This window comes from Roseixanthobacter glucoisosaccharinicivorans (assembly GCF_043195095.2).
GTDB lineage: Bacteria > Pseudomonadota > Alphaproteobacteria > Rhizobiales > Xanthobacteraceae > NCEH01.
Window position 1 is genome coordinate 3,353,763 of the sequence record NZ_CM195538.1, and the last position, 21,054, is coordinate 3,374,816.

At 66.6% G+C, this 21,054-nt stretch carries 22 protein-coding genes; 9 read left to right on the plus strand and 13 right to left on the minus strand.

The window, feature by feature from the left end; genetic code table 11:
* Positions 1-36: 36 nt before the first annotated feature.
* Together V5F78_RS15535 and V5F78_RS15540 are read right to left on the minus strand one after the other, a co-directional pair.
* A complete protein-coding gene (locus tag V5F78_RS15535) occupies positions 37-537 on the minus strand; it encodes a type III secretion system chaperone family protein (protein WP_394071168.1) in 501 nt (166 codons plus the stop codon).
* Positions 538-816: 279 nt separating this feature from the next.
* The gene (locus V5F78_RS15540; RefSeq protein ID WP_394071167.1) at positions 817-1,134 is read right to left on the minus strand and encodes an accessory factor UbiK family protein; all 318 of its coding nucleotides are present in this window, start codon (positions 1,132-1,134) and stop codon (positions 817-819) included.
* A gap of 199 nt (positions 1,135-1,333) precedes the next feature.
* Between V5F78_RS15540 and lgt the strand changes: the two genes are divergently transcribed.
* The 5 genes from lgt to V5F78_RS15565 all read left to right on the plus strand — a co-directional run bounded on the left by lgt (position 1,334) and on the right by V5F78_RS15565 (position 5,914).
* Positions 1,334-2,173 carry a prolipoprotein diacylglyceryl transferase gene (lgt, locus tag V5F78_RS15545; RefSeq protein WP_394071166.1) on the plus strand — a complete coding sequence of 280 codons (840 nt, stop codon included), beginning with the start codon at positions 1,334-1,336 and terminating at the stop codon, positions 2,171-2,173.
* A complete protein-coding gene (locus V5F78_RS15550; RefSeq protein ID WP_394071165.1) occupies positions 2,170-3,309 on the plus strand; it encodes a class I SAM-dependent methyltransferase in 1,140 nt (379 codons plus the stop codon). The genes lgt and V5F78_RS15550 overlap by 4 nt, the downstream gene beginning before the upstream one ends.
* Positions 3,306-4,073 (plus strand): peptidoglycan editing factor PgeF, encoded by a 768-nt coding sequence (pgeF, locus tag V5F78_RS15555; RefSeq protein WP_394071164.1) that lies wholly within the window; start codon positions 3,306-3,308, stop codon positions 4,071-4,073. The genes V5F78_RS15550 and pgeF overlap by 4 nt, the downstream gene beginning before the upstream one ends.
* A gap of 108 nt (positions 4,074-4,181) precedes the next feature.
* Positions 4,182-4,871, plus strand: coding sequence for a hypothetical protein (locus V5F78_RS15560; RefSeq protein ID WP_394071163.1), 690 nt, complete (start codon positions 4,182-4,184; stop codon positions 4,869-4,871).
* An 89-nt stretch (positions 4,872-4,960) separates the two neighbouring features.
* Complete coding sequence (locus V5F78_RS15565) at positions 4,961-5,914, plus strand: ribose-phosphate pyrophosphokinase (RefSeq protein WP_394071162.1); 954 nt, start codon at positions 4,961-4,963, stop codon at positions 5,912-5,914.
* Positions 5,915-5,976: 62 nt separating this feature from the next.
* On the opposite strand, the gene V5F78_RS15570 is transcribed toward V5F78_RS15565, so the two are convergent.
* Positions 5,977-6,777, minus strand: coding sequence for a phosphatase PAP2 family protein (locus V5F78_RS15570; RefSeq protein WP_394071161.1), 801 nt, complete (start codon positions 6,775-6,777; stop codon positions 5,977-5,979).
* A gap of 89 nt (positions 6,778-6,866) precedes the next feature.
* On the opposite strand from V5F78_RS15570, the gene V5F78_RS15575 reads away from it, so the two are divergent.
* Entirely contained in the window at positions 6,867-7,376 is a 510-nt protein-coding gene (locus tag V5F78_RS15575) for a YaiI/YqxD family protein (protein WP_394071160.1), read from the plus strand.
* A 257-nt stretch (positions 7,377-7,633) separates the two neighbouring features.
* On the opposite strand, the gene V5F78_RS15580 is transcribed toward V5F78_RS15575, so the two are convergent.
* On the minus strand, positions 7,634-8,212 hold the full coding sequence (locus V5F78_RS15580; protein ID WP_394071390.1) for a PadR family transcriptional regulator: 579 nt from the start codon (positions 8,210-8,212) through the stop codon (positions 7,634-7,636).
* Positions 8,213-8,410: 198 nt separating this feature from the next.
* On the opposite strand from V5F78_RS15580, the gene V5F78_RS15585 reads away from it, so the two are divergent.
* Positions 8,411-9,394 (plus strand): tyrosine recombinase XerC, encoded by a 984-nt coding sequence (locus V5F78_RS15585; protein ID WP_394071159.1) that lies wholly within the window; start codon positions 8,411-8,413, stop codon positions 9,392-9,394.
* Positions 9,395-9,603: 209 nt separating this feature from the next.
* On the opposite strand, the gene V5F78_RS15590 is transcribed toward V5F78_RS15585, so the two are convergent.
* Positions 9,604-10,161, minus strand: coding sequence for a hypothetical protein (locus V5F78_RS15590; protein WP_394071158.1), 558 nt, complete (start codon positions 10,159-10,161; stop codon positions 9,604-9,606).
* A gap of 194 nt (positions 10,162-10,355) precedes the next feature.
* Here V5F78_RS15590 and V5F78_RS15595 point away from each other — a divergent pair, with 194 nt between their 5' ends.
* Both V5F78_RS15595 and V5F78_RS15600 read left to right on the plus strand, forming a co-directional pair.
* A complete protein-coding gene (locus tag V5F78_RS15595) occupies positions 10,356-10,763 on the plus strand; it encodes a VOC family protein (protein ID WP_394071157.1) in 408 nt (135 codons plus the stop codon).
* Positions 10,764-10,984: 221 nt separating this feature from the next.
* Positions 10,985-11,182, plus strand: a complete 198-nt coding sequence (locus tag V5F78_RS15600) for a hypothetical protein (RefSeq protein ID WP_394071156.1) — start codon at positions 10,985-10,987, stop codon at positions 11,180-11,182.
* 75 nt (positions 11,183-11,257) lie between these two features.
* Here V5F78_RS15600 and lpdA read toward each other — a convergent pair whose 3' ends face one another.
* The 8 genes from lpdA to mdh all read right to left on the minus strand — a co-directional run bounded on the left by lpdA (position 11,258) and on the right by mdh (position 21,009).
* A complete protein-coding gene (gene lpdA / locus V5F78_RS15605; RefSeq protein ID WP_394071155.1) occupies positions 11,258-12,661 on the minus strand; it encodes a dihydrolipoyl dehydrogenase in 1,404 nt (467 codons plus the stop codon).
* A 21-nt stretch (positions 12,662-12,682) separates the two neighbouring features.
* Positions 12,683-12,973: a DUF2442 domain-containing protein gene (locus V5F78_RS15610; protein WP_394071154.1), complete on the minus strand. Its 291-nt coding sequence runs from the start codon at positions 12,971-12,973 to the stop codon at positions 12,683-12,685.
* Positions 12,970-13,221 carry a DUF4160 domain-containing protein gene (locus tag V5F78_RS15615; RefSeq protein ID WP_394071153.1) on the minus strand — a complete coding sequence of 84 codons (252 nt, stop codon included), beginning with the start codon at positions 13,219-13,221 and terminating at the stop codon, positions 12,970-12,972. Before V5F78_RS15615 ends, V5F78_RS15610 begins: the two co-directional genes overlap by 4 nt.
* A 19-nt stretch (positions 13,222-13,240) precedes the next feature.
* Positions 13,241-14,479, minus strand: a complete 1,239-nt coding sequence (odhB, locus tag V5F78_RS15620) for a 2-oxoglutarate dehydrogenase complex dihydrolipoyllysine-residue succinyltransferase (RefSeq protein WP_394071152.1) — start codon at positions 14,477-14,479, stop codon at positions 13,241-13,243.
* 51 nt (positions 14,480-14,530) lie between these two features.
* On the minus strand, positions 14,531-17,485 hold the full coding sequence (locus tag V5F78_RS15625) for a 2-oxoglutarate dehydrogenase E1 component (RefSeq protein ID WP_394071151.1): 2,955 nt from the start codon (positions 17,483-17,485) through the stop codon (positions 14,531-14,533).
* Between the two features lie 340 nt (positions 17,486-17,825).
* Positions 17,826-18,710: a succinate--CoA ligase subunit alpha gene (gene sucD / locus V5F78_RS15630; RefSeq protein WP_509276241.1), complete on the minus strand. Its 885-nt coding sequence runs from the start codon at positions 18,708-18,710 to the stop codon at positions 17,826-17,828.
* Positions 18,710-19,912: an ADP-forming succinate--CoA ligase subunit beta gene (gene sucC, locus V5F78_RS15635; protein ID WP_509276242.1), complete on the minus strand. Its 1,203-nt coding sequence runs from the start codon at positions 19,910-19,912 to the stop codon at positions 18,710-18,712. The genes sucD and sucC overlap by 1 nt, the downstream gene beginning before the upstream one ends.
* Before the next feature lie 131 nt (positions 19,913-20,043).
* Positions 20,044-21,009 carry a malate dehydrogenase gene (mdh, locus tag V5F78_RS15640; protein WP_394066911.1) on the minus strand — a complete coding sequence of 322 codons (966 nt, stop codon included), beginning with the start codon at positions 21,007-21,009 and terminating at the stop codon, positions 20,044-20,046.
* Between the last annotated feature and the right edge of the window lie 45 nt (positions 21,010-21,054).

The window sequence follows — 21,054 nt, forward strand, 5'->3', positions numbered from 1 at the left end:
TGCCCGGCTCCGCGCGCGATCGTGGGTGACCCAGTCTTAAGCTTCTCCGACCGTATCGAAAAGCGCCGTGTCCATGGCCTCGCGGGCGGTCTTGCCGGCCCAGACCACGAATTGGAACGCGGGATAATAGCGTTCCACGGCGTCGATGGCGGCGCCGAGAATGGCTTCGCACTGGCGGTCGCTCGCGGTCGCGCCGCCCGTCAGCACCAAGGCATGGCGGAACATCACGACGCTCTCCTGCGACCAAATGTCGAAGTGGCCGAGCCACATCTGCTCGTTGATGAGCGCGAGCAGCTTCAGCACCTCGGTGCGGCGGTTGTTCGGCACCTTGAAGTCAAAGGCACAGGCGAGATGCAGCGCCTCGATATCATCCATCCATTGGAACGAGACATGGCAGTCCGTCCAGCGGCTGTTGAGCGAGAGGGTGATCTCGTCCTCGTCGGAACGCTCGAAGGACCAGTCGTGCACGGCGGCGAGCCGTTCCACCAGATCCACGGGATTAGCCGGAGCTTCAGCTTCGATGTCGATGAGAGACATGCCTCGACCTCGCGGTTTGAGGGACGCGGAGAGGGTCGGTTACGGCAGCAACGACACTCAAAGCCAGGGCACTCAAAGCCAGCCAGGATTTGCGCGACGCAGCGTACCGGCGGCTGCACCGGCCGCCTGAGACCGGTTTGCCTTGACGATGCTGCGCCCCGTCGCGCCATGCGCGACGATCCGGCTACGAATCGCCACTAGAACCCACTATATCGCGGCGCAACGTGGCACCGCTACGACAGATTGTGGTTTAGGCTTCACACCTTGCCAGAACCTTGCTCACACCGGGCCGGGACCGGCGCCCGGCGTGCCGGAAAAGCCGCCTTCGCCCGGCGCAGGGGAAGGCTGCGCGGCAAGCTTTGCCTCCAGCTCCGACAAGCGCTTTTCCAAGCGCTCATTCTCGAGCCGGGCGGCGGCGACCATGTCTTTCACGACGTCGAATTCCTCGCGCTTCACGAGGTCCATGTCGCGCAGGAACCGCTCCATCTGCGAGCGCGCCACGGTTTCGGCCTCGCGCCGCATCCCCTGGGCAACGCCGGCTGCGTCATTCACCAGGCGCGCCATTTCGTCGAAAATCCGGCCTGTGGTCTGGGTCATGGTGGCAAACTCTCGTTCCACTGCGCGTCTGGCGCAAGCCTTATACCTGAAAAGACAATGGGCATAGGCGCGCCGCTCCGCAAGACCGCCTCTGCGTCACCTTGACGGACGGCGCGCCGGCGGGCACATGCCACGGGTCGGCGGGCAACCACCCGCCCGTGGTGAACGCCCGTCCGGCCCACCTCCTGCTGGGGGTTTCATGATCAATTTCGCCATTCCCTTCCCAGCCCTGGACCCGGTGCTGATCGAAATCGGCCCGCTCGCCATCCGCTGGTATGCCTTGGCCTATATCGCCGGATTGCTGATCGGCTGGCAGCTCGCGCGCTGGCTGGTGACGCGCAATGCCCTGTGGGGCGGGCGTCCGCCCATGAAGCCGGTGGATCTCGACGACGCTCTTTTCTGGGCGACGTTCGGCGTCATCCTCGGTGGGCGCGTCGGCTATGTTCTGTTCTACAACCTGCCCTATTTCCTCGCCCATCCGGCCGAGATCGTCATGGTGTGGAAGGGCGGCATGTCGTTCCACGGCGGGCTGGCGGGCACCATACTGGCGCTGGTGCTGTTCGCGCGCTCGCGGCGAATCCCCGTGCCCTCGCTGCTGGACGTGGCGGGCGTGGTGGCGCCGATCGGGCTGTTTTTCGGCCGCATCGCCAATTTCATCAATGGCGAGCTGTGGGGCCGCCCCTCCGACGCGCCTTGGGCGGTCATCTTTCCCACCGGCGGCAATGTGCCGCGCCACCCGAGCCAGCTTTATGAAGCGGCGATGGAAGGATTGCTCCTGTTCCTGATCATGCTGCTGGTGGTGCGGCTCGGCGGCCTGCGCCGTCCCGGCCTTGCGGCGGGCATCTTCGGCATCGGCTACGGGATCGGGCGCATTACCGGGGAATTCTTCCGCGAGCCGGACCCGCAAGTGGGCTATCTCGCCTATGGCACCACAATGGGCATGATCCTTTCCCTGCCGGTGGTGATCGCGGGCCTCGCCATCTTGATCTATGCCTTGAGCCGGCCCGTGCACGGTTTCGATCCGGGCCCGCAGAGGTGACAAGCCCGCTCGCACGGGAGATCAAGGCCCTGATCGCGAGCGAGGGGCCCGTGTCTCTCGCGCGCTACATGGATCTGTGCCTCGGCCATCCCCGCCACGGCTATTACATGACGCGCGACCCGTTCGGCGCGGCGGGGGATTTCACCACCGCGCCCGAGATCAGCCAGATGTTCGGGGAATTGCTGGGCCTGTGGGTGCTGGCCGCCTGGCAGCAGATGGGCAGCCCCGATGGCGTCCACCTCGTAGAACTCGGTCCCGGCCGGGGCACGCTGATGGCAGATGCCCTGCGCGCCACCCGCCTGCTGCCGGAATTTGCCGCCGCGGTGCGGGTGCATCTGGTCGAGATCAGCCCGGTGCTGCGGGCGCGGCAACAGGCGACGCTGGCAGATGCCGCGACGGCGCATCCGATTTCCTGGCACACGCGGCTGGAGGACGTGCCCGACGGCCCGGTCCTGGTGCTCGCCAACGAATTTTTCGATGCGCTGCCCATCTCCCAGTTCATCCGAAGCCGCGCCGGCTGGCACGAGCGACGGGTCGGCCTCGATGCCGAAGGCGAACTCACCTTTGGCGTCGACCCCCACCCCGCCCGCCTGGTGGAGGTGCTGGCGCGCCACATTCCGCCGCCCCATCCGCCCGGCGCCCTTCTGGAGCGGCTCGAAAGCCCCGCCGCGGCCACGCTCGCAACCCGCTTGGCGGCCCAGGACGGCGCGGCGCTGGTGATTGATTACGGCCATGCGCGAAGCGGCTTCGGCGATACGCTCCAGGCCATGAAGGCCCATGCCTTCGTCGACCCCCTGGCCGAGCCGGGGGAAGCGGACCTCACCGCCCATGTGGATTTCGCGGCCCTCGCCCGCACCGCGATCACCGCCGGGGCGGGAGCGTTCGGAGCGGTGCCGCAGGGCGAATTTCTGCTGCGCCTCGGTCTGCGCGAACGGGCCGAGCGCCTTCAGGCGACCGCATCTCCCGTCCAGGCTGACGCGATCGCCGCCGCCCTCGCCCGCCTCTCCGGCACGGGGGAGAAGGAGATGGGCGCCCTGTTCAAGGTGCTCTGCCTCGCGGGCCCGGCTTTTGCCGCGCCGCTCGATCCACCGCCGGGCTTTGCCCCGTCCGAAGCCTATGCGGAGAACATCCCATGAAGGTCGAAGCCCCCTCCCTCGCCGCCCTCCCCGGCATCCGCCACGGCTTTTTCACCCGGCGCGGCGGGGTCTCGCAGGGGCTCTACGACAGCCTCAACGGCGGGCTCGGTTCCAAGGACGATCCCGCCAATGTGCTGGAGAACCGCGCCCGCATGGCGCGCGAGATCGACGTTGCCCCAGAAGCGCTTGTAGCCTGCTGGCAGATGCATTCGCCCGAAGCGGTGATCCTCACCACCCCCTGGACCCGCGAGGATGCACCCCAGGCGGACGCTGTGGTCACCGCCGTGCCCGCCCTCGGCGCCACCATCACGGTGGCCGATTGCGGCCCGGTGCTGTTCGCCGATCCCGACGCGCGGGTCGTGGGCGCGGCCCATGCCGGCTGGAAGGGCGCGTTCGGCGGGGTGCTCGAATCCACCTTGCGCCGCATGGAGGAACTGGGCGCCAAGCGGGGCAACATCCGCGCCGCCATCGGCCCTTTGATCCGCCAGCCGAGCTATGAGGTCGGCGAGGATTTCATCACCCGCTTCATCGACGCGGACCGGTCTTTCGCGCGCTTCTTCATCGCGGCGGAGCGGCAGGGCCATGCCCTGTTCGACCTGCCGGGCTTCATCGCCCACCGCCTCGCCGAAGCCGGCGTGGGTGCCGTGGAGGATTTGAAGCTCGACACTTATAGCGACCCCGAGCGCTTCTTCAGCTATCGCCGCTCGACCCATCGGCGTGAGGCGGATTACGGCCGAATGGTGGCGGCGATCGCCCTGATTTGAGCCGGCGCACAGGATTTTTGCGCCCGTTAACGATGCCTTAACCGTTTCTCTGGACCTGATGCCGGATTGCCGCTAACCCTCCTGTGGATCACAGACGGGGAGCGCCGCATGTCGGACGCAAGCACCAACACACGCTGGAACACGGTGCGATGGGGTTCGCGCCTTCTGCTCCTGGGTGTTGGACTTGCGCTCGCCGGATGCCAGACCGATGGCGGCGCCGCCGCCTCGGGCAGCCGCACCCTCTCCTTCGAATCCATCGACGGCCCGCCCAAGCCCACCTTCGACAAGCTGGTGACGCGACTCAGCGCGGAAGCCGACGTGCAGCAGGTCGCGGTGGTTTCCCGCACCGAAAAGGCCACCTATCGGGTGCGCGGTTATCTCGCCGTCCATTCCGACAAGGCCACCACCTCGGTCGCCTATGCCTGGGATGTGTTCGACGCCGACAAGCAGCATGTCGCCCGCATCACCGGGGAAGAGACCACCAAGCGCGTCAAGGGCGATGCCTGGGCGGTGTGCGACGACGCCGTGGTCGCCAAGATCGCGGGCAAGTCCATGGCGAGCCTCGCCGAAAGCCTCGGCGTGACGGCCAGCGGCCGGGTTTCCGCCGGTCTGCCCGCGGCGCCCAGCCAGGCGGGGGCGCCTGCTGCGGCAGCGCCTGCCGCGGCGGATCCGGCCCCGGCTGCGGCACCGGCCGCCCCCGCCGGCGCGCCCATCGGCACCGATGGCCCGCCGATCGCGCAGGCGGAACCGCAGGACGCGCCGCAGCCGACGACAACGCTGGCGTTCGCGCAGCACTGAGTTTCGCAGGCTTTACAAAAGCCGTGGCGGGTGCCTACAGGTTGCCCGAATTCTTAAGGCGGCCACTGCATCGTGCGGGCGGCGTGCCAGTGTCGACCGAGAACGCATCCATGAAGCTTGTGGCTGGAAATTCGAACCGCGCGCTGTCCGAAGCCATCGCGGCCTATCTCTCCACGCCCCTCACCAAGGCGGTGGTGCGGCGCTTCGCCGACATGGAGATTTTCGTTGAAATTCAGGAGAATGTGCGTGGCGAGGATGTGTTCATCCTGCAGTCCACATCGTTCCCGACCAACGACCACCTGATGGAATTGCTGATCATCACCGATGCGCTGCGCCGCGCCTCGGCCAAGCGCATCACGGCCGTGCTGCCCTATTTCGGCTATGCCCGCCAGGACCGCAAACCCGGTCCCCGCACGCCCATTTCCGCCAAGCTGGTGGCCAATCTCATCACCCATGCGGGCGCCGACCGCGTGATGACGCTGGATCTGCACGCCGGCCAGATCCAGGGCTTCTTCGACATTCCCACCGACAATCTTTATTCCGCGCCGGTCATGGTGCGCGACATCAAGGACCGGTTCGACCTCAACACGGTCATGGTGGTTTCCCCGGACGTCGGCGGCGTGGTGCGCGCCCGCGCGCTCGCCAAGCGCATCGACGCCCAGCTCGCCATCGTCGACAAGCGGCGCGAACGGCCGGGCGAGAGCGAGGTCATGAACGTGATCGGCAATGTGGAAGGCCGGTCCTGCATCCTTGTGGACGACATCGTCGATTCCGGCGGCACGCTGGTGAATGCGGCGGAAGCCCTGCTGGCACGCGGCGCCAAGGAAGTGCACGCCTACATCACCCATGGCGTGCTCTCGGGCGGCGCGGTGGCGCGCATCACCGCTTCCAAGCTCAAGGAACTGGTGATCACCGATTCCATCCAGCCCACCGAGGCGGTGCGGGTGGCGCGCAACATTCGCGTGCTGTCCATCGGCACGCTGATCGGCGAGGCGGTGGCGCGCACCGCGCACGAGGAATCGGTCTCCAGCCTGTTCGACTGACCGGCAGCAGCCTCGATGAGAAAAGGGCGCCTGCGGGCGCCCTTGCTGTTTTGGGGCGCCCCTCAGGGTTCGGCCCGAGAGGAGGCGTCAGACTTGGGGATTTCCTCCGGGGTCGGGGCTTCCGGCTCCATTTCGCCACGGGTCTGGAGCCACAGCATCACCAGCCAGCAGGCGGCGGCCCAGGCCGCGCCCAGCGCCCAGCCGCCGAGCACGTCGGTCGGCCAATGCACGCCGAGATACAGCCGGCTCAGGCCGACGATGACGGTGACAAAGGCAGCAAGCCCCAGCAGATACACCTTCACCCTCTGGCGCGCCTGCGCGCGGGCGAGCAAGGCCCCGAGCGTGAGATAGACCACGGCGGACATCATGGAATGGCCGCTTGGAAAGCTCGCCGAATAGACCGCCATGCCGTGCGGCACCAAATCCGGGCGCGCGCGGTCGAACAGGATCTTCACGGTGCTGCTCAGCACCGCGCCGCCGGCGATGGAGCCGAGCACCATCAGCGCGGTCAGCCGCCGGCGGACCAGCAGCAGATAGGCGATGACCGCCAATGTCACCAGCACCAGAATCGTTGTGCCGCCGAGCGCGGTGAGGTCGCGCATGCTCTCTTCGAGCCAGGGCGGACCGAGCGGATCCGATTTGTCGGCGGGATTGCGCAGGGCGAGCAGGATGGCTTCATCCAGGCCGCGCGTCTCGCCTTCTGTCACCTCGCCCGCCAGGGCCAGGAAGAAATAGAGCGCGGCGGCGGTGAGGCCGACGATGGCGAGCGTGGTGCGTTCCAGCTCGCTCACGCGCGTGAATACGGGCCCGAGCAGCGGAATGGACTTAAGGCGGGTGCGCATGGCGCTCAGCAGCGGGTTCATGGCTGTCCCATGCAGAAGTTCGCTCCGCCGGTCAATGCGCCGACGGGCGGCGGGTTGCGGCGGGCGGGGAAGGATGCGATGCAGCGGCCATGATCGTGCCAGCGAAACCCGCCCCAAGGGAAGCACCCATCGCGCTTTATGTGGATGCCGACGCGTGCCCGGTGAAAGCGGAGATCTACCGCGTGGCGGAGCGCCACGGGGTGAAGGTGTTCGTGGTTTCCAACAGCCCCATCGCCTTGCCCCGCCTTGAGAATATCGAGCGCGTGCTGGTGCCGAGCGGGCCGGATGTGGCGGACGACTGGATTGCCGAGCGGGTGTCGAAGGGCGACGTGGTAATCACCGCCGACGTGCCGCTCGCAAGCCGATGTGTAAAGGCGGGGGCGGATGTGATCAGCCCCACGGGGCGACCCTTCACCACCGACAGCATCGGCATGGCCCTGGCGACCCGCAACCTCATGGACGAATTGCGCTCCGCGGGCGCGACCACCGGCGGGCCGGCGCCGTTTTCCCCGCGCGATCGCTCGCAATTCTTGTCCGCGCTGGACCTTGCGATCGTGCGGCTGAAACGCGCCGGCTATGGGGTGGGCGGCCCCAAATAACCCCCGAAACCGTGCGGCCGCGACGTGGCGCGCCAAAAATGTTTCACGTGAAACAATGGCTTAGCGTAGACGAACAGGGATTTTCTGGCGCATCTCCGCACTTCTCCGTGGGTCTGCGGCGCTCTTAACCACAATTTCGGCCGAACCTCCGGCGCGGATGAATCCGCATCCCACGGGCCACCCCGGCGAAGATGCCGGGAGGGCCGCATTTGCGCGCGAACTGGCATCCGGTTCACACACGGGAAGCAAGGCGGCGATCACGCCTCGCGGATGTCGGCGGCGGCGCGGGCGAGGATCTCGACGATCCGCGTCTCGGCGCCGCGATTGGCTTCCAGCCGCTGGCCGGAAACCTCGCGCAGATTCTCCAGCGCGGCTTCCACCAGGCGCGGCAGCTCGGCGTGGGACGCGCCCTCGCCCTCGCCCCGGCCCATCCAGCGGCGGAAGCGGCTCATTTTGTTGCCGATCTCGGCGAGGCGGCCGAGCAGGGCATCGGCGAAATCACGGTTCTGCGCGAGATAAGCCTGGCCCTCGGGGGTGATGGCGTAGCGCTTCTTGGCGCCTTCGCTCTCGGCCGTCACATAGCCCGCCTCCTCCAGGAAGGTGAGGGTGGGATATACGATGCCGGGGCTCGGCGAATACCAGCCGGCGGTCTTCTCCTCGATCAGCTTGATGAGTTCGTAGCCGTGGCGCGGCTGCTCGGCGATCAGCGCGAGGGCCAGCAGCTTGAGGTCGCCCTGGGCGAGCATGCGCCCGAGGCGGAACATGTCGCCGCCGCCGCCCCGGCCGCGCCCATGGCCGCCGCCCCGGCCGAAGCCGCCTTCATCGCCGCGCGCCATTTCGAAACGACGGCCTTCGCCGTGGTGTCCGCCGCCGTGGTGTCTGCATCCAAACATTTTGGACTCCTGAGATATATCTAAAGATAGGTTCACGCCTCTTTATATCGTTAGATATATCTTTTCCGCAAGAGGGGGTGCAGCCGTTCGTTAAAGGGCGCAAGTTAGGATGCTGCGGACAGGCAGGGAGACAACGCCGCCATGGCCATGACCGATGCGCAGAAGGCCGCCCGCGCCATCGAGGGCCTGCTCAAGCCCTTGAGCGCGGAGATGCGCGCCGCCGTGGAAGCCTGGCTGGCGCGCCTCGCCCATGAACGGCGCCTTTCCGCCAAGACGCAGGAAGCCTATGCGCGCGATCTCGCTTTGGTGCTGAACCGGCTCGCGCTGCATCTCGGCGGCGCGCCCGCGCTCGCCGATCTTGCGGCGCTGACCCCCGCCGACGTGCGGGCGGTGATCGCCGGCCGCAAGGCCGAGGGCGTTGCCCCGCGCACTTTGGTGCGGCTGCTGGCCGCCGCGCGCTCCTTCGCGCGCCATCTGGAACGCGAGGGCCAGGGCGCGGTGGGCGCCCTCACCGCCGTGCGCGCGCCCAAGGTGCCGCACGCGCTGCCACGGCCGGTCGGCGTCGATGCCGCCCGCGCGCTCACCGATCCGCAAACCCGCGCGGGTGATGAGAAAGAAATGTGGGTGCTGGTGCGCGACGCGGCGGTGCTCGCTTTGCTCTATGGTGCGGGGCTGCGCATCTCCGAAGCGCTCGGCCTCACCGCCGGCCAAATCCCGCCCGAGGGGCCGGTGGACCACATCATCGTCACCGGCAAGGGCAACAAAACGCGCATGGTGCCGCTGATCGCGCCAGTGGTGGATGCGGTGCGCGCCTATGTGAAAGCCTGTCCCCACCCGCTGGAGGGCGACGACCCGCTGTTCGTTGGCCTGCGCGGCGGCCCGCTCTCACCCCGCATCGTGCAGCTCGCGGTGGAGCGCATGCGCGGCGCGCTCGGCCTGCCGGATAGCGCCACGCCCCACGCGCTGCGCCATTCCTTCGCCACCCATCTGCTGGCGCGGGGCGGAGAATTGCGCGCCATCCAGGAATTGCTCGGCCACGCCTCGCTCTCCACCACGCAGATCTATACGGCGCTGGACGAAAGCCATCTGATGGCGGCCTATCGCGCCGCCCATCCCCGCGCCTGAAGCAGAGCATCGTCATGCACGGGCTTGTCCCGTGCATCCACGCGGCACCGCTGGTCCCGGCGTTTCAAGGCCCGCGCGGGCGGCCTGGCGTGGATGGCCGGGACGAGCCCGGCCATGACGCGCAAAAGACGACGGCTGGTGAAAAAGACAATCGGGTGCACTGATCGTCAGGCATCTCGGCGATGCACCTGGCTAAGTGTCGATCGCGCTTACGACCGCGAGGAGAAGGCCCGGCGCCGTAGGGCGCGCACGCGCATCCAGATGCCGCCGCCGGGCGTTGCCGCGCGAATGCGCGCCATCATCTCCTGGATGCGCCGCTTCACCGGCTCGACTTCCGCCTCCGCCCAGTTCTTGACGCGGACCAACCAATTGAACAGCCGTGCGAACCAGCCGATGGACAGAAGCTGCGCCCGGCACACATCGAACAGGAACGCCATGAGCGCGACGCCCACCAGCTTTTCCATGAGCACGGCGAAGCTGCCGAGAATCCAGCGCTCATGCGCGAACGCCCAGAGCGCGACGATATAGAGCGGCTCCACCAGCAGCACCGGCACCACGAACAGCACGAGCGCGGCATAAGGCGGCAGGCGATGGGCCCAGTGCGACAGCGCGGCCTTGAAGGCCTCGAACGGCAGAAGGTCCGCGCACCAGCGCACCAGGGGCGCCAGCTTGCGCCACAGCCAGGCCTCCACAAGGAAGATGACGGCGAGCACCACGAACAGCGGATGCAGGCGGCTGCGCGCCGGTGGCGGGGGGGATTGGACCATGGCGCAGACATGGCCCATCGCCGATTGCGTTTCAATGGCCGCGCGGGAAAAGCCGGCAACTGGCGCGCGGATTGCAACTCATTCGCGGGGGGCTGCGGCCGGGCATCGGCGCGCGGGTCATGTGCACGGGGCATGTGCACGGGGCATCGCCGGGATGCAGCCTCCGTCGTGGCATTTCCGGAGACCGCTTTTTCATGTTCGACCATATCTCGATCGGCGTTACCGATCTCGACCGTTCCCTGACCTTCTACGAGCGCACGCTCGCGCCCCTCGGCTTCGTGCATGCCGTGCTTTACGACGAGCCAACCGGCACCCGCTCGGCCGGTTTCGGCCCGGCGACGGCGGGACCCGACGAAACACCGCCCTTCTGGCTGGAGGAGCGCAAGGGCGCGGCCATTTCCTGTCCGGCGGGCACGCATTTGTGCTTCAAGGCGGCGGAGCGTGCCGGCGTGCACGCGTTCCATGCGGCGGGCCTTGAGGCAGGCGGTGCCTGCAACGGCGCGCCCGGACCGCGCCCGGCCTATGGCCCGAACTATTATGCCGGCTTCCTCACCGACCCGGACGGCTGGCGGATCGAGGCCGTGACCTTCAGCCCGGAGTGAGGCCGGCGCGCGCCGCCGGGCGGAGACCAGCCGGCTCCGTTGGGAGCCGGCATTTTATGGCCACCGGGGGCACAACCCCACGTTGATCTCACCTTTTCGTGATGGGAAGCGACGGGCGAGGTGTTTTGCCGCTTTCTCGGGCAAGTGCGTTTTATTCGGGCTTCGCCGGCTCGCAATCGCGGGGGTAGCCTCACACCGTGGATGCAACGGGAGTGAGACCAATGACACCGACTGCAATCGCCCGGCGGGCGTTCTCGATCCTGGCCGTCTCGACCCTGGCCCTCACGAGCGTGGGCGCGGTCGCATTGGCCCCGACGGGTCCCGCATTCGCCAATTGCCCGCCCGAAGCCGCGGCCGATGTGAGCACCACGGATTCCACCGTCACGGTTTCCGCGCCGATCCCAAGCAAGCGCACCTGAGCCGCGCCTTCAGCCGCGCCGGGGACACCTTTCGCGAAGGGGCCGGCCACCGGATGCGGCGGCCAGCCCTTCGGCTCACATGTGGATGGAGCGCTTCTCCACCGCCATGGCCGCTTCCTTGACCGCTTCCGAGCGGGTGGGATGGGCATGGCAGGTGCGGGCCAGATCCTCGGACGAACCGCCGAACTCCATCAGCACGGCGCATTCGTGGATCATCTCGCCCGCCTCGGGGCCGATGATATGGGCGCCGAGCACCTTGTCGGTGGCGGCATCGGCCAGGATCTTCACGAACCCGTCCGTGGTGTTGTTCACCTTGGCCCGGCCGTTCGCGGTGAAGGGGAACTTGCCGACGCTATAAGCGATGCCCGCTTCCTTCAGCTCTTCCTCGGTCTTGCCGACCGAGGCCACTTCCGGGAACGTGTAGACCACGCCGGGGATGACGTCGTAATTCACATGGCCCGCCTTGCCGGCCAGGATCTCCGCCGCCGCGACGCCCTCGTCCTCGGCCTTGTGGGCCAGCATGGGGCCGGCGATCACGTCGCCGATGGCATAGATGCCGTCCACGCTCGACTTGAAGTGCTGATCCGTCACCACGCGGCCGCGCTTGTCGGTCTCCACCCCGATCTCGGCGAGGCCGAGCCCGGCGGTGTAGGCGACCCGGCCGATGGCCACCAGGACCACGTCCGCTTCCAGCGTCTCAGCCGCGCCGCCGGCGGCGGGCTCGATGGACACCTTCAGCGTCTTGCCGGACGTATCCACGCCCGTGACCTTGCTGCCGAGCTTGAAGTCGAAGCCCTGCTTGGCGAGAATGCGCTGGAAGGATTTCGCCACATCGCCATCCATGCCGGGCAGGATGCGGTCGAGATATTCCACCACGGTGACCTGCGCGCCGAGGCGGCGCCACACGCTGCCGAGCTCAAGGCCGATCACGCCCGCGCCCACGACCACCAGCTTGCCGGGCACCTTGGCCAAGGTCAGCGCGCCGGTGGAGGAGACGATGCGCTCCTCGTCGATCGTCACGCCGGGCAGCTGCGCCACGTCCGAGCCCGTGGCGATGACGATGTTCTTCGTCTCCACCACCTGCTTGGAGCCGTCGGAATTGAGGGTGACTTCCACCTTGCCGGCGGCGAGAATCTTGCCGGTGCCGAAATAGACGTCCACCTTGTTCTTCTTCAGCAGGAATTCGACGCCCTTCACATTGCCGTCCACGCCCTTGTCCTTGAAGGCGAGCATGGCGGGCAAATCGAGCGTGGGGGTGCCGACGCCGATGCCCATGGAGGCGAACTTGTGGCCCGCTTCCTCGAAGAATTCGGAGGCGTAGAGCATCGCCTTGGAGGGGATGCAGCCGACATTCAGGCAAGTGCCGCCGTGGGTGGCGCGCTTCTCCACCACCGCGACCTTCAGGCCGAGCTGGGCCGCGCGGATGGCACAGACATAGCCGCCGGGACCGGTGCCGATGACGATGAGATCGTAGGACATGGGGAAATTGCTCTCGATTGATCAGCTTGCGGCAAGCAGGTGCAGTTGCGCCTGCTTTTCGCAATCCTTGCGAAGCTGGTCGGCACCGAAGTCGATTTCGTTGCCGTTGTCGTCCGTCCAGAAGACGTGGTGCCCGTAGTCCTCCACTTGAACCTTCGCAAAGTTCTCGGGCTTCTGGAGATACGTGAAGATCTTGCCGCGCGCGATGATGGGACGCAGGTCGACGACGCCTTCATAGCCATCGAGAAACACGAGCTTCATGACGCCGTTGATCACGGGCTCCGCGGTCCGGATACGTGGCAACGTCGTCATGGAATCCTCTCGGTCGGCAGCCCCGTGGTGGCATTGGTCCACTGGAGAAAAATCTGTGACTTTCGTGGCTGCGCCCACTCCAGGATCGTCCGCAACTTGGCGCGGGGCAGGTCACCTTCGAGAACGTCGAGTGTCTCAATCTCGATCACGACACGGTGCTCCGCATAAAGCACATGGAAATGCGGGACACCGTGTTCGTTACTATAAACGAGGATCTTCATCCCCTCCACGATGGCGATCGTGGGCATTGTCTCGTTCCAGCCGCCCTCACAGATCCAGAACGAGGCGCGCCGGATCTTCCAGGGTTTCCTTCACGCGCACCAGGAAGGTCACGGCCTCGCGGCCGTCGACGATGCGGTGGTCGTAGGAGAGCGCGAGATACATCATCGGGCGGATCACCACCTGCCCCTTGATGGCCACCGGCCGCTCCTCGATGCGATGCATGCCGAGAATGCCCGACTGCGGCGCGTTGAGGATGGGGGTGGACATCAGCGAACCGTAGATGCCGCCATTGGTGATGGTGAAGGTGCCGCCCTGCATGTCTTCGATGCCGAGCTTGCCGTCACGCGCCTTGCGGCCATAGCCGGCGATGGCCTTCTCGATCTCGGCGACCGACATCTGGTCGGCGTCGCGCACCACCGGAACCACGAGGCCCTTCTCGGTGCCCACGGCAATGCCGATGTTGTAATAATTCTTGTAGACGAGGTCGGTGCCGTCGATCTCGGCATTCACCGCCGGGATGTCCTTCAGCGCCTGGATCACGGCCTTGGTGAAGAAGCCCATGAAGCCGAGCTTGGTGCCGTGCTTCTTCTCGAAGGCATCCTTGAACTGGGCGCGCAGGCCCATGACGCCGCTCATGTCCACGTCGTTGAACGTGGTGAGCATGGCGGCGGTGTTCTGGGCGTCCTTCAGGCGGCGGGCGATGGTCTGCCGCAGCTTGGTCATCTTCACCCGCTCTTCGAGCGCGGCCTCGTTCGCCGAGGACGGCGCACGGGCGGCGACCGGGGCAGGCGCGGCCTGCACGGCGGCGATGGCCGAGAGCATGTCGCCCTTGGTCACGCGGCCATCCTTGCCGGACCCGTCCACGCCGGCCGGCGAGACGCCGCTCTCCGCCGCGAGGCGGGCGACGGCGGGGCCGTTGGCATCGGCGGCAGCCGCCTTGGCGGGCGCGGGCTTCGCAGGCGCGGCAGCAGCCTTCGGCGCTTCGGCCTTGGGCGCCTCGGCCTTCGGAGCGTCGGCCTTCGGAGCGGGCGCCGCAGCAGCGCCTGAGCCTTCGCCGAGCATGCCGAGCAGCGCGCCGACCCCGACCGTCTCGCCATCCTTGGCGACGATTTCGGACAGCACGCCGGCGGCGGGCGCCGGCACTTCCACGGTGACCTTGTCGGTTTCAAGCTCAACCAGCGGCTCGTCGGCTTTCACCGCCTCGCCCGGCTTCTTGAACCACTTGCCGATGGTCGCTTCCGTCACGGATTCGCCGAGCGTTGGAACGCGGATCTCGGTGGCCATGGGGATCGTCTTCTTTCGTTGGGGCGGGTTGTCGAGCGAGAGAGCCTGTCCTCAGCTGAGGGCGTCCTCGAGGAACGCCTTCAGCTGCGCGAGATGCTTGGACATGAGCCCGGTGGCAGTGGCCGCGGACGCCGGACGGCCGGCATAACGCGGACGCTTGGAAGCGGCGCCGATATTCTCCAGCACCCATTCCAGATACGGCTGCACGAAGGCCCAGGCACCCTGGTTCTTCGGCTCTTCCTGGCACCAGACCACTTCCGCGTTCTTGAAGCGCGAGAGTTCCTGAACCAGGGTCTTGAGCGGGAACGGGAACAATTGCTCGACGCGCATCAGATACACGTCGTTGGTTCCGCGCTTCTCGCGCTCCTCATAGAGGTCGTAATAGACCTTGCCGGTGCACAGCACGACGCGGCGGATCTTCTCGTCCGCCACCAGCTTCACCGAATCCGCGGTCGGATGCGACTGGGCATCGTCGAACAGGATGCGGTGGAAGGTGGTGCCCTCGGCCAGCTCCGACAGGCTGGAGACCGCCCGCTTGTGGCGCAGCAGCGACTTCGGCGTCATCAGGATCAGCGGCTTGCGGAACTCGCGCTTCATCTGGCGGCGCAGGATGTGGAAGTAATTGGCAGGAGTGGAGCAGTTCGCCACCTGCATATTGTCTTCCGCGCACATCTGCAGATAGCGCTCCAGGCGGGCGGAGGAATGCTCCGGCCCCTGGCCCTCATAGCCGTGCGGCAGCAGGCACACGAGGCCCGACATGCGCAGCCACTTGCGCTCGCCCGAGGAGATGAACTGGTCGAACACCACCTGCGCGCCGTTGGCGAAGTCGCCGAACTGGGCTTCCCACAGAACCAGCGTGTTGGGCTCCGAAAGGGTGTAGCCATATTCGAAGCCCAGCACCGCCTCTTCCGAGAGCATCGAATTGATGACCTCGTACTTGGCCTGGTCGGCCGTGAGATGGTTGAACGGCTTGTAGCGCGCCTCGTTGTTCTGGTCGGTCAGCACCGAATGGCGCTGGGAGAAGGTGCCGCGCTCGACGTCCTGGCCGGACAGGCGGACCGGGTTGCCCTCCTCCAGCAAGGTGCAGAAGGCGAGCGCCTCGCCGGTGGCCCAGTCGATCCCCTCGCCGGTCTCGATCGCGTTGCGGCGATTGTCGAGGAAGCGCTGGATGGTGCGGTGGACGGTGAAGCCCTCCGGCACGCGGGTGATCTTCTCGCCGATGTCCTTCAGGCGATCGAGCGCGACGCCGGTGTCGCCGCGGCGCGGATCGTCGTCCTCGTGGATCGCCTTGAAGCCGGCCCAGCGCCCGTCCAGCCAGTCGGCCTTGTTGGGCTTGTAGGCTTGCCCGGCCTCATATTCGCCTTCCAGCCGGTCGCGCCAGGCGGCGCGGAGCTTGTCCACCTCGCCGGTTTCCAGCACGCCTTCTTCCACCAGGCGGTTGGAATACAGGTCGAGCACGCTCGGGTGCTGGCGGATCACCTTATACATGTGCGGCTGGGTGAACGAAGGCTCGTCGCCCTCGTTGTGGCCGTAGCGGCGGTAGCAGAACATGTCGATCACGACAGGCTTGTGGAAGCGCTGCCGGAACTCGATCGCCACCTTGGCGCAGAAGGTCACCGCCTCGGGATCGTCGCCGTTCACATGGAAGATCGGCGCCTCGATCATCTTCGCCACATCGGAAGGATAGGGCGAGGAGCGCGAATAGCGCGGATTGGTGGTGAAGCCGATCTGGTTGTTGATGATGAAGTGGATCGAGCCGCCGGTGCGGTGACCCTTCAGGCCGGAGAGCCCGAGGCATTCGGCGACCACGCCCTGGCCGGCGAAGGCGGCATCGCCGTGGATCAGCAGCGGCAGCACCTTGACGCGCTCGCTGTCCTTCAGCTGGTCCTGCTTGGCGCGCGCCTTGCCGAGCACCACGGGATCCACGATCTCGAGATGCGAGGGGTTGGCGGTCAGCGAGATATGGACCTTGTTGCCGTCGAACTCGCGGTCGGACGAGGCACCGAGATGGTACTTCACATCGCCCGAGCCCTCGACCTCGTCGGGCGCCCAGGAGCCGCCCTTGAACTCGTGGAACAGGGCGCGGTGGGGCTTGCCCATCACCTGGGTCAGCGTGTTGAGGCGGCCGCGATGGGCCATGCCGAACACGATGTCCTCAACCCCGAGGCTGCCGCCGCGCTTGATGATCTGCTCCAGCGCCGGGATCAGGCTCTCGCCGCCGTCCAGGCCGAAGCGCTTGGTGCCGGTGTACTTCACGTCGAGGAACTTCTCGAAGCCCTCGGCCTCCACCAGCTTGTTGAGGATCGCGCGCTTGCCCTCGCGGGTGAAGCTGACTTCCTTGTCCGGTCCCTCGATGCGCTCCTGGATCCAGGCCTTCTCCTCGGGCGAGGAGATGTGCATGAACTCGACGCCGATGGTGCGGCAATAGGTGCGGCGCAGGATGGCGATCATCTCGCGCACGGTCGCGAATTCGAGCCCGAGCACGTTGTCGATGAAGATCTTGCGGTCGAGATCGGCCTCGTAGAAGCCGTAGGACACCGGGTCGAGCTCGGGCGCCTCGCGCGGCGGGGTGAGCTTGAGCGGGTCGAGATCGGCGTGCAGATGGCCGCGCATGCGATAGGCGCGGATCATCATCAGCGCCTTCACGGAATCGCGGGTCGCCTGCTGCACGTCGGTGGAGGAGAACTCGATGCCGGCCTTCTGGGCCTTGGCCTGGACCTTGTCCGCGACCTTCTTCTCGACCTCGATCCAGTTTCCGTCGAGGGCCGAGACCAGTTCGCCATTGGCATGAACCGGCCAGCCCTGCCTTTTCCAGGAGGCGCCGTCGGCATTCTTGCGTACCTGGGCGGGATCATCATTCAGGGCGGCGAAGAAGCTCTGCCACTGCGCATCCACCGAAGCTGGATCAGCTTCGTAGCGGGCATAGAGATCGTCGATCCACTGAGCGTTACCTCCATACAAAAAGGAGGTGGCGAGAAGCTGTTCGTTCTGGTCCGCACGCGACATGGGCTTAATCCCGGATGGCCTTGGCGCCGTGGCTTTAAGAGCGCAACTCGCCCCGAAAACCAAGCCCCAAGAGCCGAGCGCTGCCACAAATTGAGACTGAGACGGCTAAGATCCCAGTCCTTCGACCGAAATGCCCCGGCTCAGCCGGCGACACGACAGTCAACGCCCCGTACATAAACCTGCCGCAGGGTGCACGGAAGGGACAATCCGCGTCCTTTTGGCAGCTTTATCCGCAGGGCCGAACTGCCTCCCACGCAGGCCACGCCGCCGTGGCGAAATGAGCGGCAGGCCCGCGAAAGGAGCAAATGGCCCGGCAGCGCCGCCGCCGGGCCGGTGTCGATCAGCCCTTGAGGACTTCGACCAGGGTCTTTCCGAGGCGCGCGGGCGAGGGGGAGACGCGGATGCCGGCCGCTTCCATGGCCGCAATCTTGTCTTCCGCACCGCCCTTGCCGCCCGAGATGATCGCGCCCGCATGGCCCATGCGGCGGCCCGGAGGCGCCGTGCGGCCGGCGATGAAGCCCACCATCGGCTTCTTGCGCCCGCGCTTGGCCTCGTCCGCGATGAACTGCGCCGCGTCCTCTTCCGCCGAGCCGCCGATCTCGCCGATCATCACGATCGACTCCGTCTTCGGGTCCGCCAGGAACAGCTCCAGCACGTCGATGAACTCGGTGCCCTTCACCGGGTCGCCGCCGATGCCCACCGCGCTGGTCTGGCCGAGGCCCTCCTGCGTGGTCTGGAACACCGCCTCATAGGTCAGCGTGCCCGAGCGCGAGACCACGCCCACCGAGCCCTTCTTGAAGATATTGCCCGGCATGATGCCGATCTTGCATTCGCCGGCCGTCATCACGCCCGGGCAGTTCGGCCCGATCAGCCGCGACTTGGAGCCGGAGAGCGCGCGCTTCACCTTCACCATGTCCAGCACCGGGATGCCCTCGGTGATGCAGACGATGAGCGGGATTTCCGCGTCGATGGCTTCCAGGATCGCGTCCGCGGCGCCCGGAGGCGGCACATAGATCACGCTGGCGTCGGCGCCGGTGGCCTCGCGGGCCTCGATCACGGTGTCGAACACCGGCAGGCCGAGGTGGGTGGTGCCGCCCTTGCCGGGCGAGGTGCCGCCGACCATCTTCGTTCCGTAGGCGATCGCCTGCTCGGAATGGAAGGTGCCGTTCTTGCCGGTGAAGCCCTGGGTGATGACCTTGGTATTGGCGTCGATAAGCACGGACATCACGCAGCTTCCTTCTTCACCGCGCCCACGATCTTCTGCGCGGCGTCGTCGAGGTCATCGGCGGGGATCACATTCAAACCGCTCTCGCGGATGATCTGCTTGCCCAGTTCAACATTGGTGCCTTCCAGGCGCACCACCAGGGGCACTTCCAGGCCGACGGCCTTGACCGCCTCCAGGACGCCGCGCGCGATCACGTCGCACTTCATGATGCCGCCGAAGATGTTCACCAGGATGCCCTTCACATTGGGATCCGCGGTGATGATCTTGAACGCCGCCGTCACCTTCTCCTCGGTGGCGCCGCCGCCCACGTCGAGGAAGTTGGCCGGGCTTTCGCCATACAGCTTGATGATGTCGAGGGTCGCCATGGCAAGGCCCGCGCCGTTCACCATGCAGCCGATGGTGCCGTCGAGCGTGATATAGGCGAGGTCATACTTGGAGGCCTCGATCTCCTTGGCGTCTTCCTCGGTCAGGTCGCGCAGTTCGACCAGGTCGGGATGACGGAACAGGGCGTTGCCGTCGAAGCTCACCTTCGCGTCGAGCACCACCAGGCGATTGTCCTTGGTGACGATCAGCGGGTTGATCTCGAGCATTTCCATGTCGGTGGCGACGAACGCCTTGAACAGCACGTCGGTCAGCTTGCCCGCCTGCTTGGCGAGATCGCCGGCAAGGCCGAGCGCGTCGGCGACCTTGCGGCCGTGGAACGGCTGCACACCGGTGGCCGGATCGACCGAGAAGCTGACGATCTTCTCAGGGGTATTGTGGGCCACGTCCTCAATGTCCATGCCGCCTTCGGTGGACACGACGAACGAGACGCGCGAGGTGGTGCGGTCCACCAGCAGCGAGAGGTAGAATTCCTTCTCGATGTCGGAGCCGTCCTCGATATAGAGGCGGTTCACCTGCTTGCCGGCCGGGCCGGTCTGGATGGTGACCAGGGTGTTGCCCAGCATCTGGGACGCGAAGGCCTTCACCTCCTCCACCGACTTGGCGAGCCGCACGCCGCCCTTTTCGCCCGCGGCGGCTTCCTTGAACTTGCCCTTGCCGCGCCCGCCGGCGTGGATCTGGGACTTCACGACCCAGAGCGGGCCGCCGAGCTCGGTCGCGGCCTTCTCGGCCTCGTCCGGATTAAACACCGCGATGCCGCGGGAAACCGGCGCGCCGTAGCTCTTCAGCAGCGCCTTCGCCTGGTACTCATGGATGTTCATGGGGCTTCGTCCCTAAGGGTTTCGAAGTGACCCACCCCGGATGGGGTGGAACATTTCGGAGTGTCAAAGCCGGCGGTTGAACCCGCCCGACAGGGAAACGGCGGCCCGAGGACCGCCGTCGCGCACTTCATTCACTTGCTCAGATCGGGCGCGATCTTGAGGCAAGCATCCACAAGGCCTTGAACGGCCGATACCGACTTGTCGAAATTCGCCCGCTCCGTGCGGTCCAGCTCGACCTCGACGATGCGCTCGACGCCGCCGGCGCCGATCACCACCGGGACACCCACATAGAGGTCCTTGAGGCCGTATTCGCCCGAGAGATAGGCGGCGGCCGGCAGCACGCGCTTCTTGTCCTTCAGATAGCTCTCGGCCATGGCGATGGCGGAGGCGGCCGGAGCATAGAAGGCGGAGCCGGTCTTCAGCAGGTTCACGATCTCCGCGCCGCCGTCGCGGGTGCGCTGGATGATGGCGTCGATGCGCTCCTGGGTGGTCCAGCCCATCTTGATCAGGTCGGGAACCGAGATGCCGGCCACCGTGGAATAGCGGATCAGCGGCACCATGGTGTCGCCGTGGCCGCCCATCACGAAGGCGGTCACGTCCTTCACCGAGACCTTGAACTCGTCGGCCAGGAAATAGCGGAAGCGCGCGCTGTCCAGCACGCCGGCCATGCCGACCACCTTCTCCTTAGGCAGGCCGCAGGATTTCTGCAGCGCCCACACCATGGCGTCGAGCGGGTTGGTGATGCAGATCACGAAGGCATTCGGCGCATATTTCGCGATGCCGGCGCCCACCTGCTCCATCACCTTCAGATTGATGGAGAGCAAATCGTCGCGGCTCATGCCGGGCTTGCGGGGGACGCCGGCGGTGACGATCACCACGTCCGCGCCCGCGATGTCCTCGTACGAATTGGCGCCCGAAAGCTTGGCGTCGAAACCTTCCACCGGGGAGAGTTCCGCGAGATCCAGCGCCTTGCCCTGCGGCGTGCCTTCGGCCACGTCGAACAGGACCACGTCGCCCAGTTCCTTCAGCCCCGAGAGAAGGGCGAGCGTGCCGCCGATCTGGCCGGCTCCGATCAAAGCAATCTTGTTGCGCGCCATGGAGAGGATCCTCGGATACGGGCGAAGCGAGCGGCCAAGGCCGAG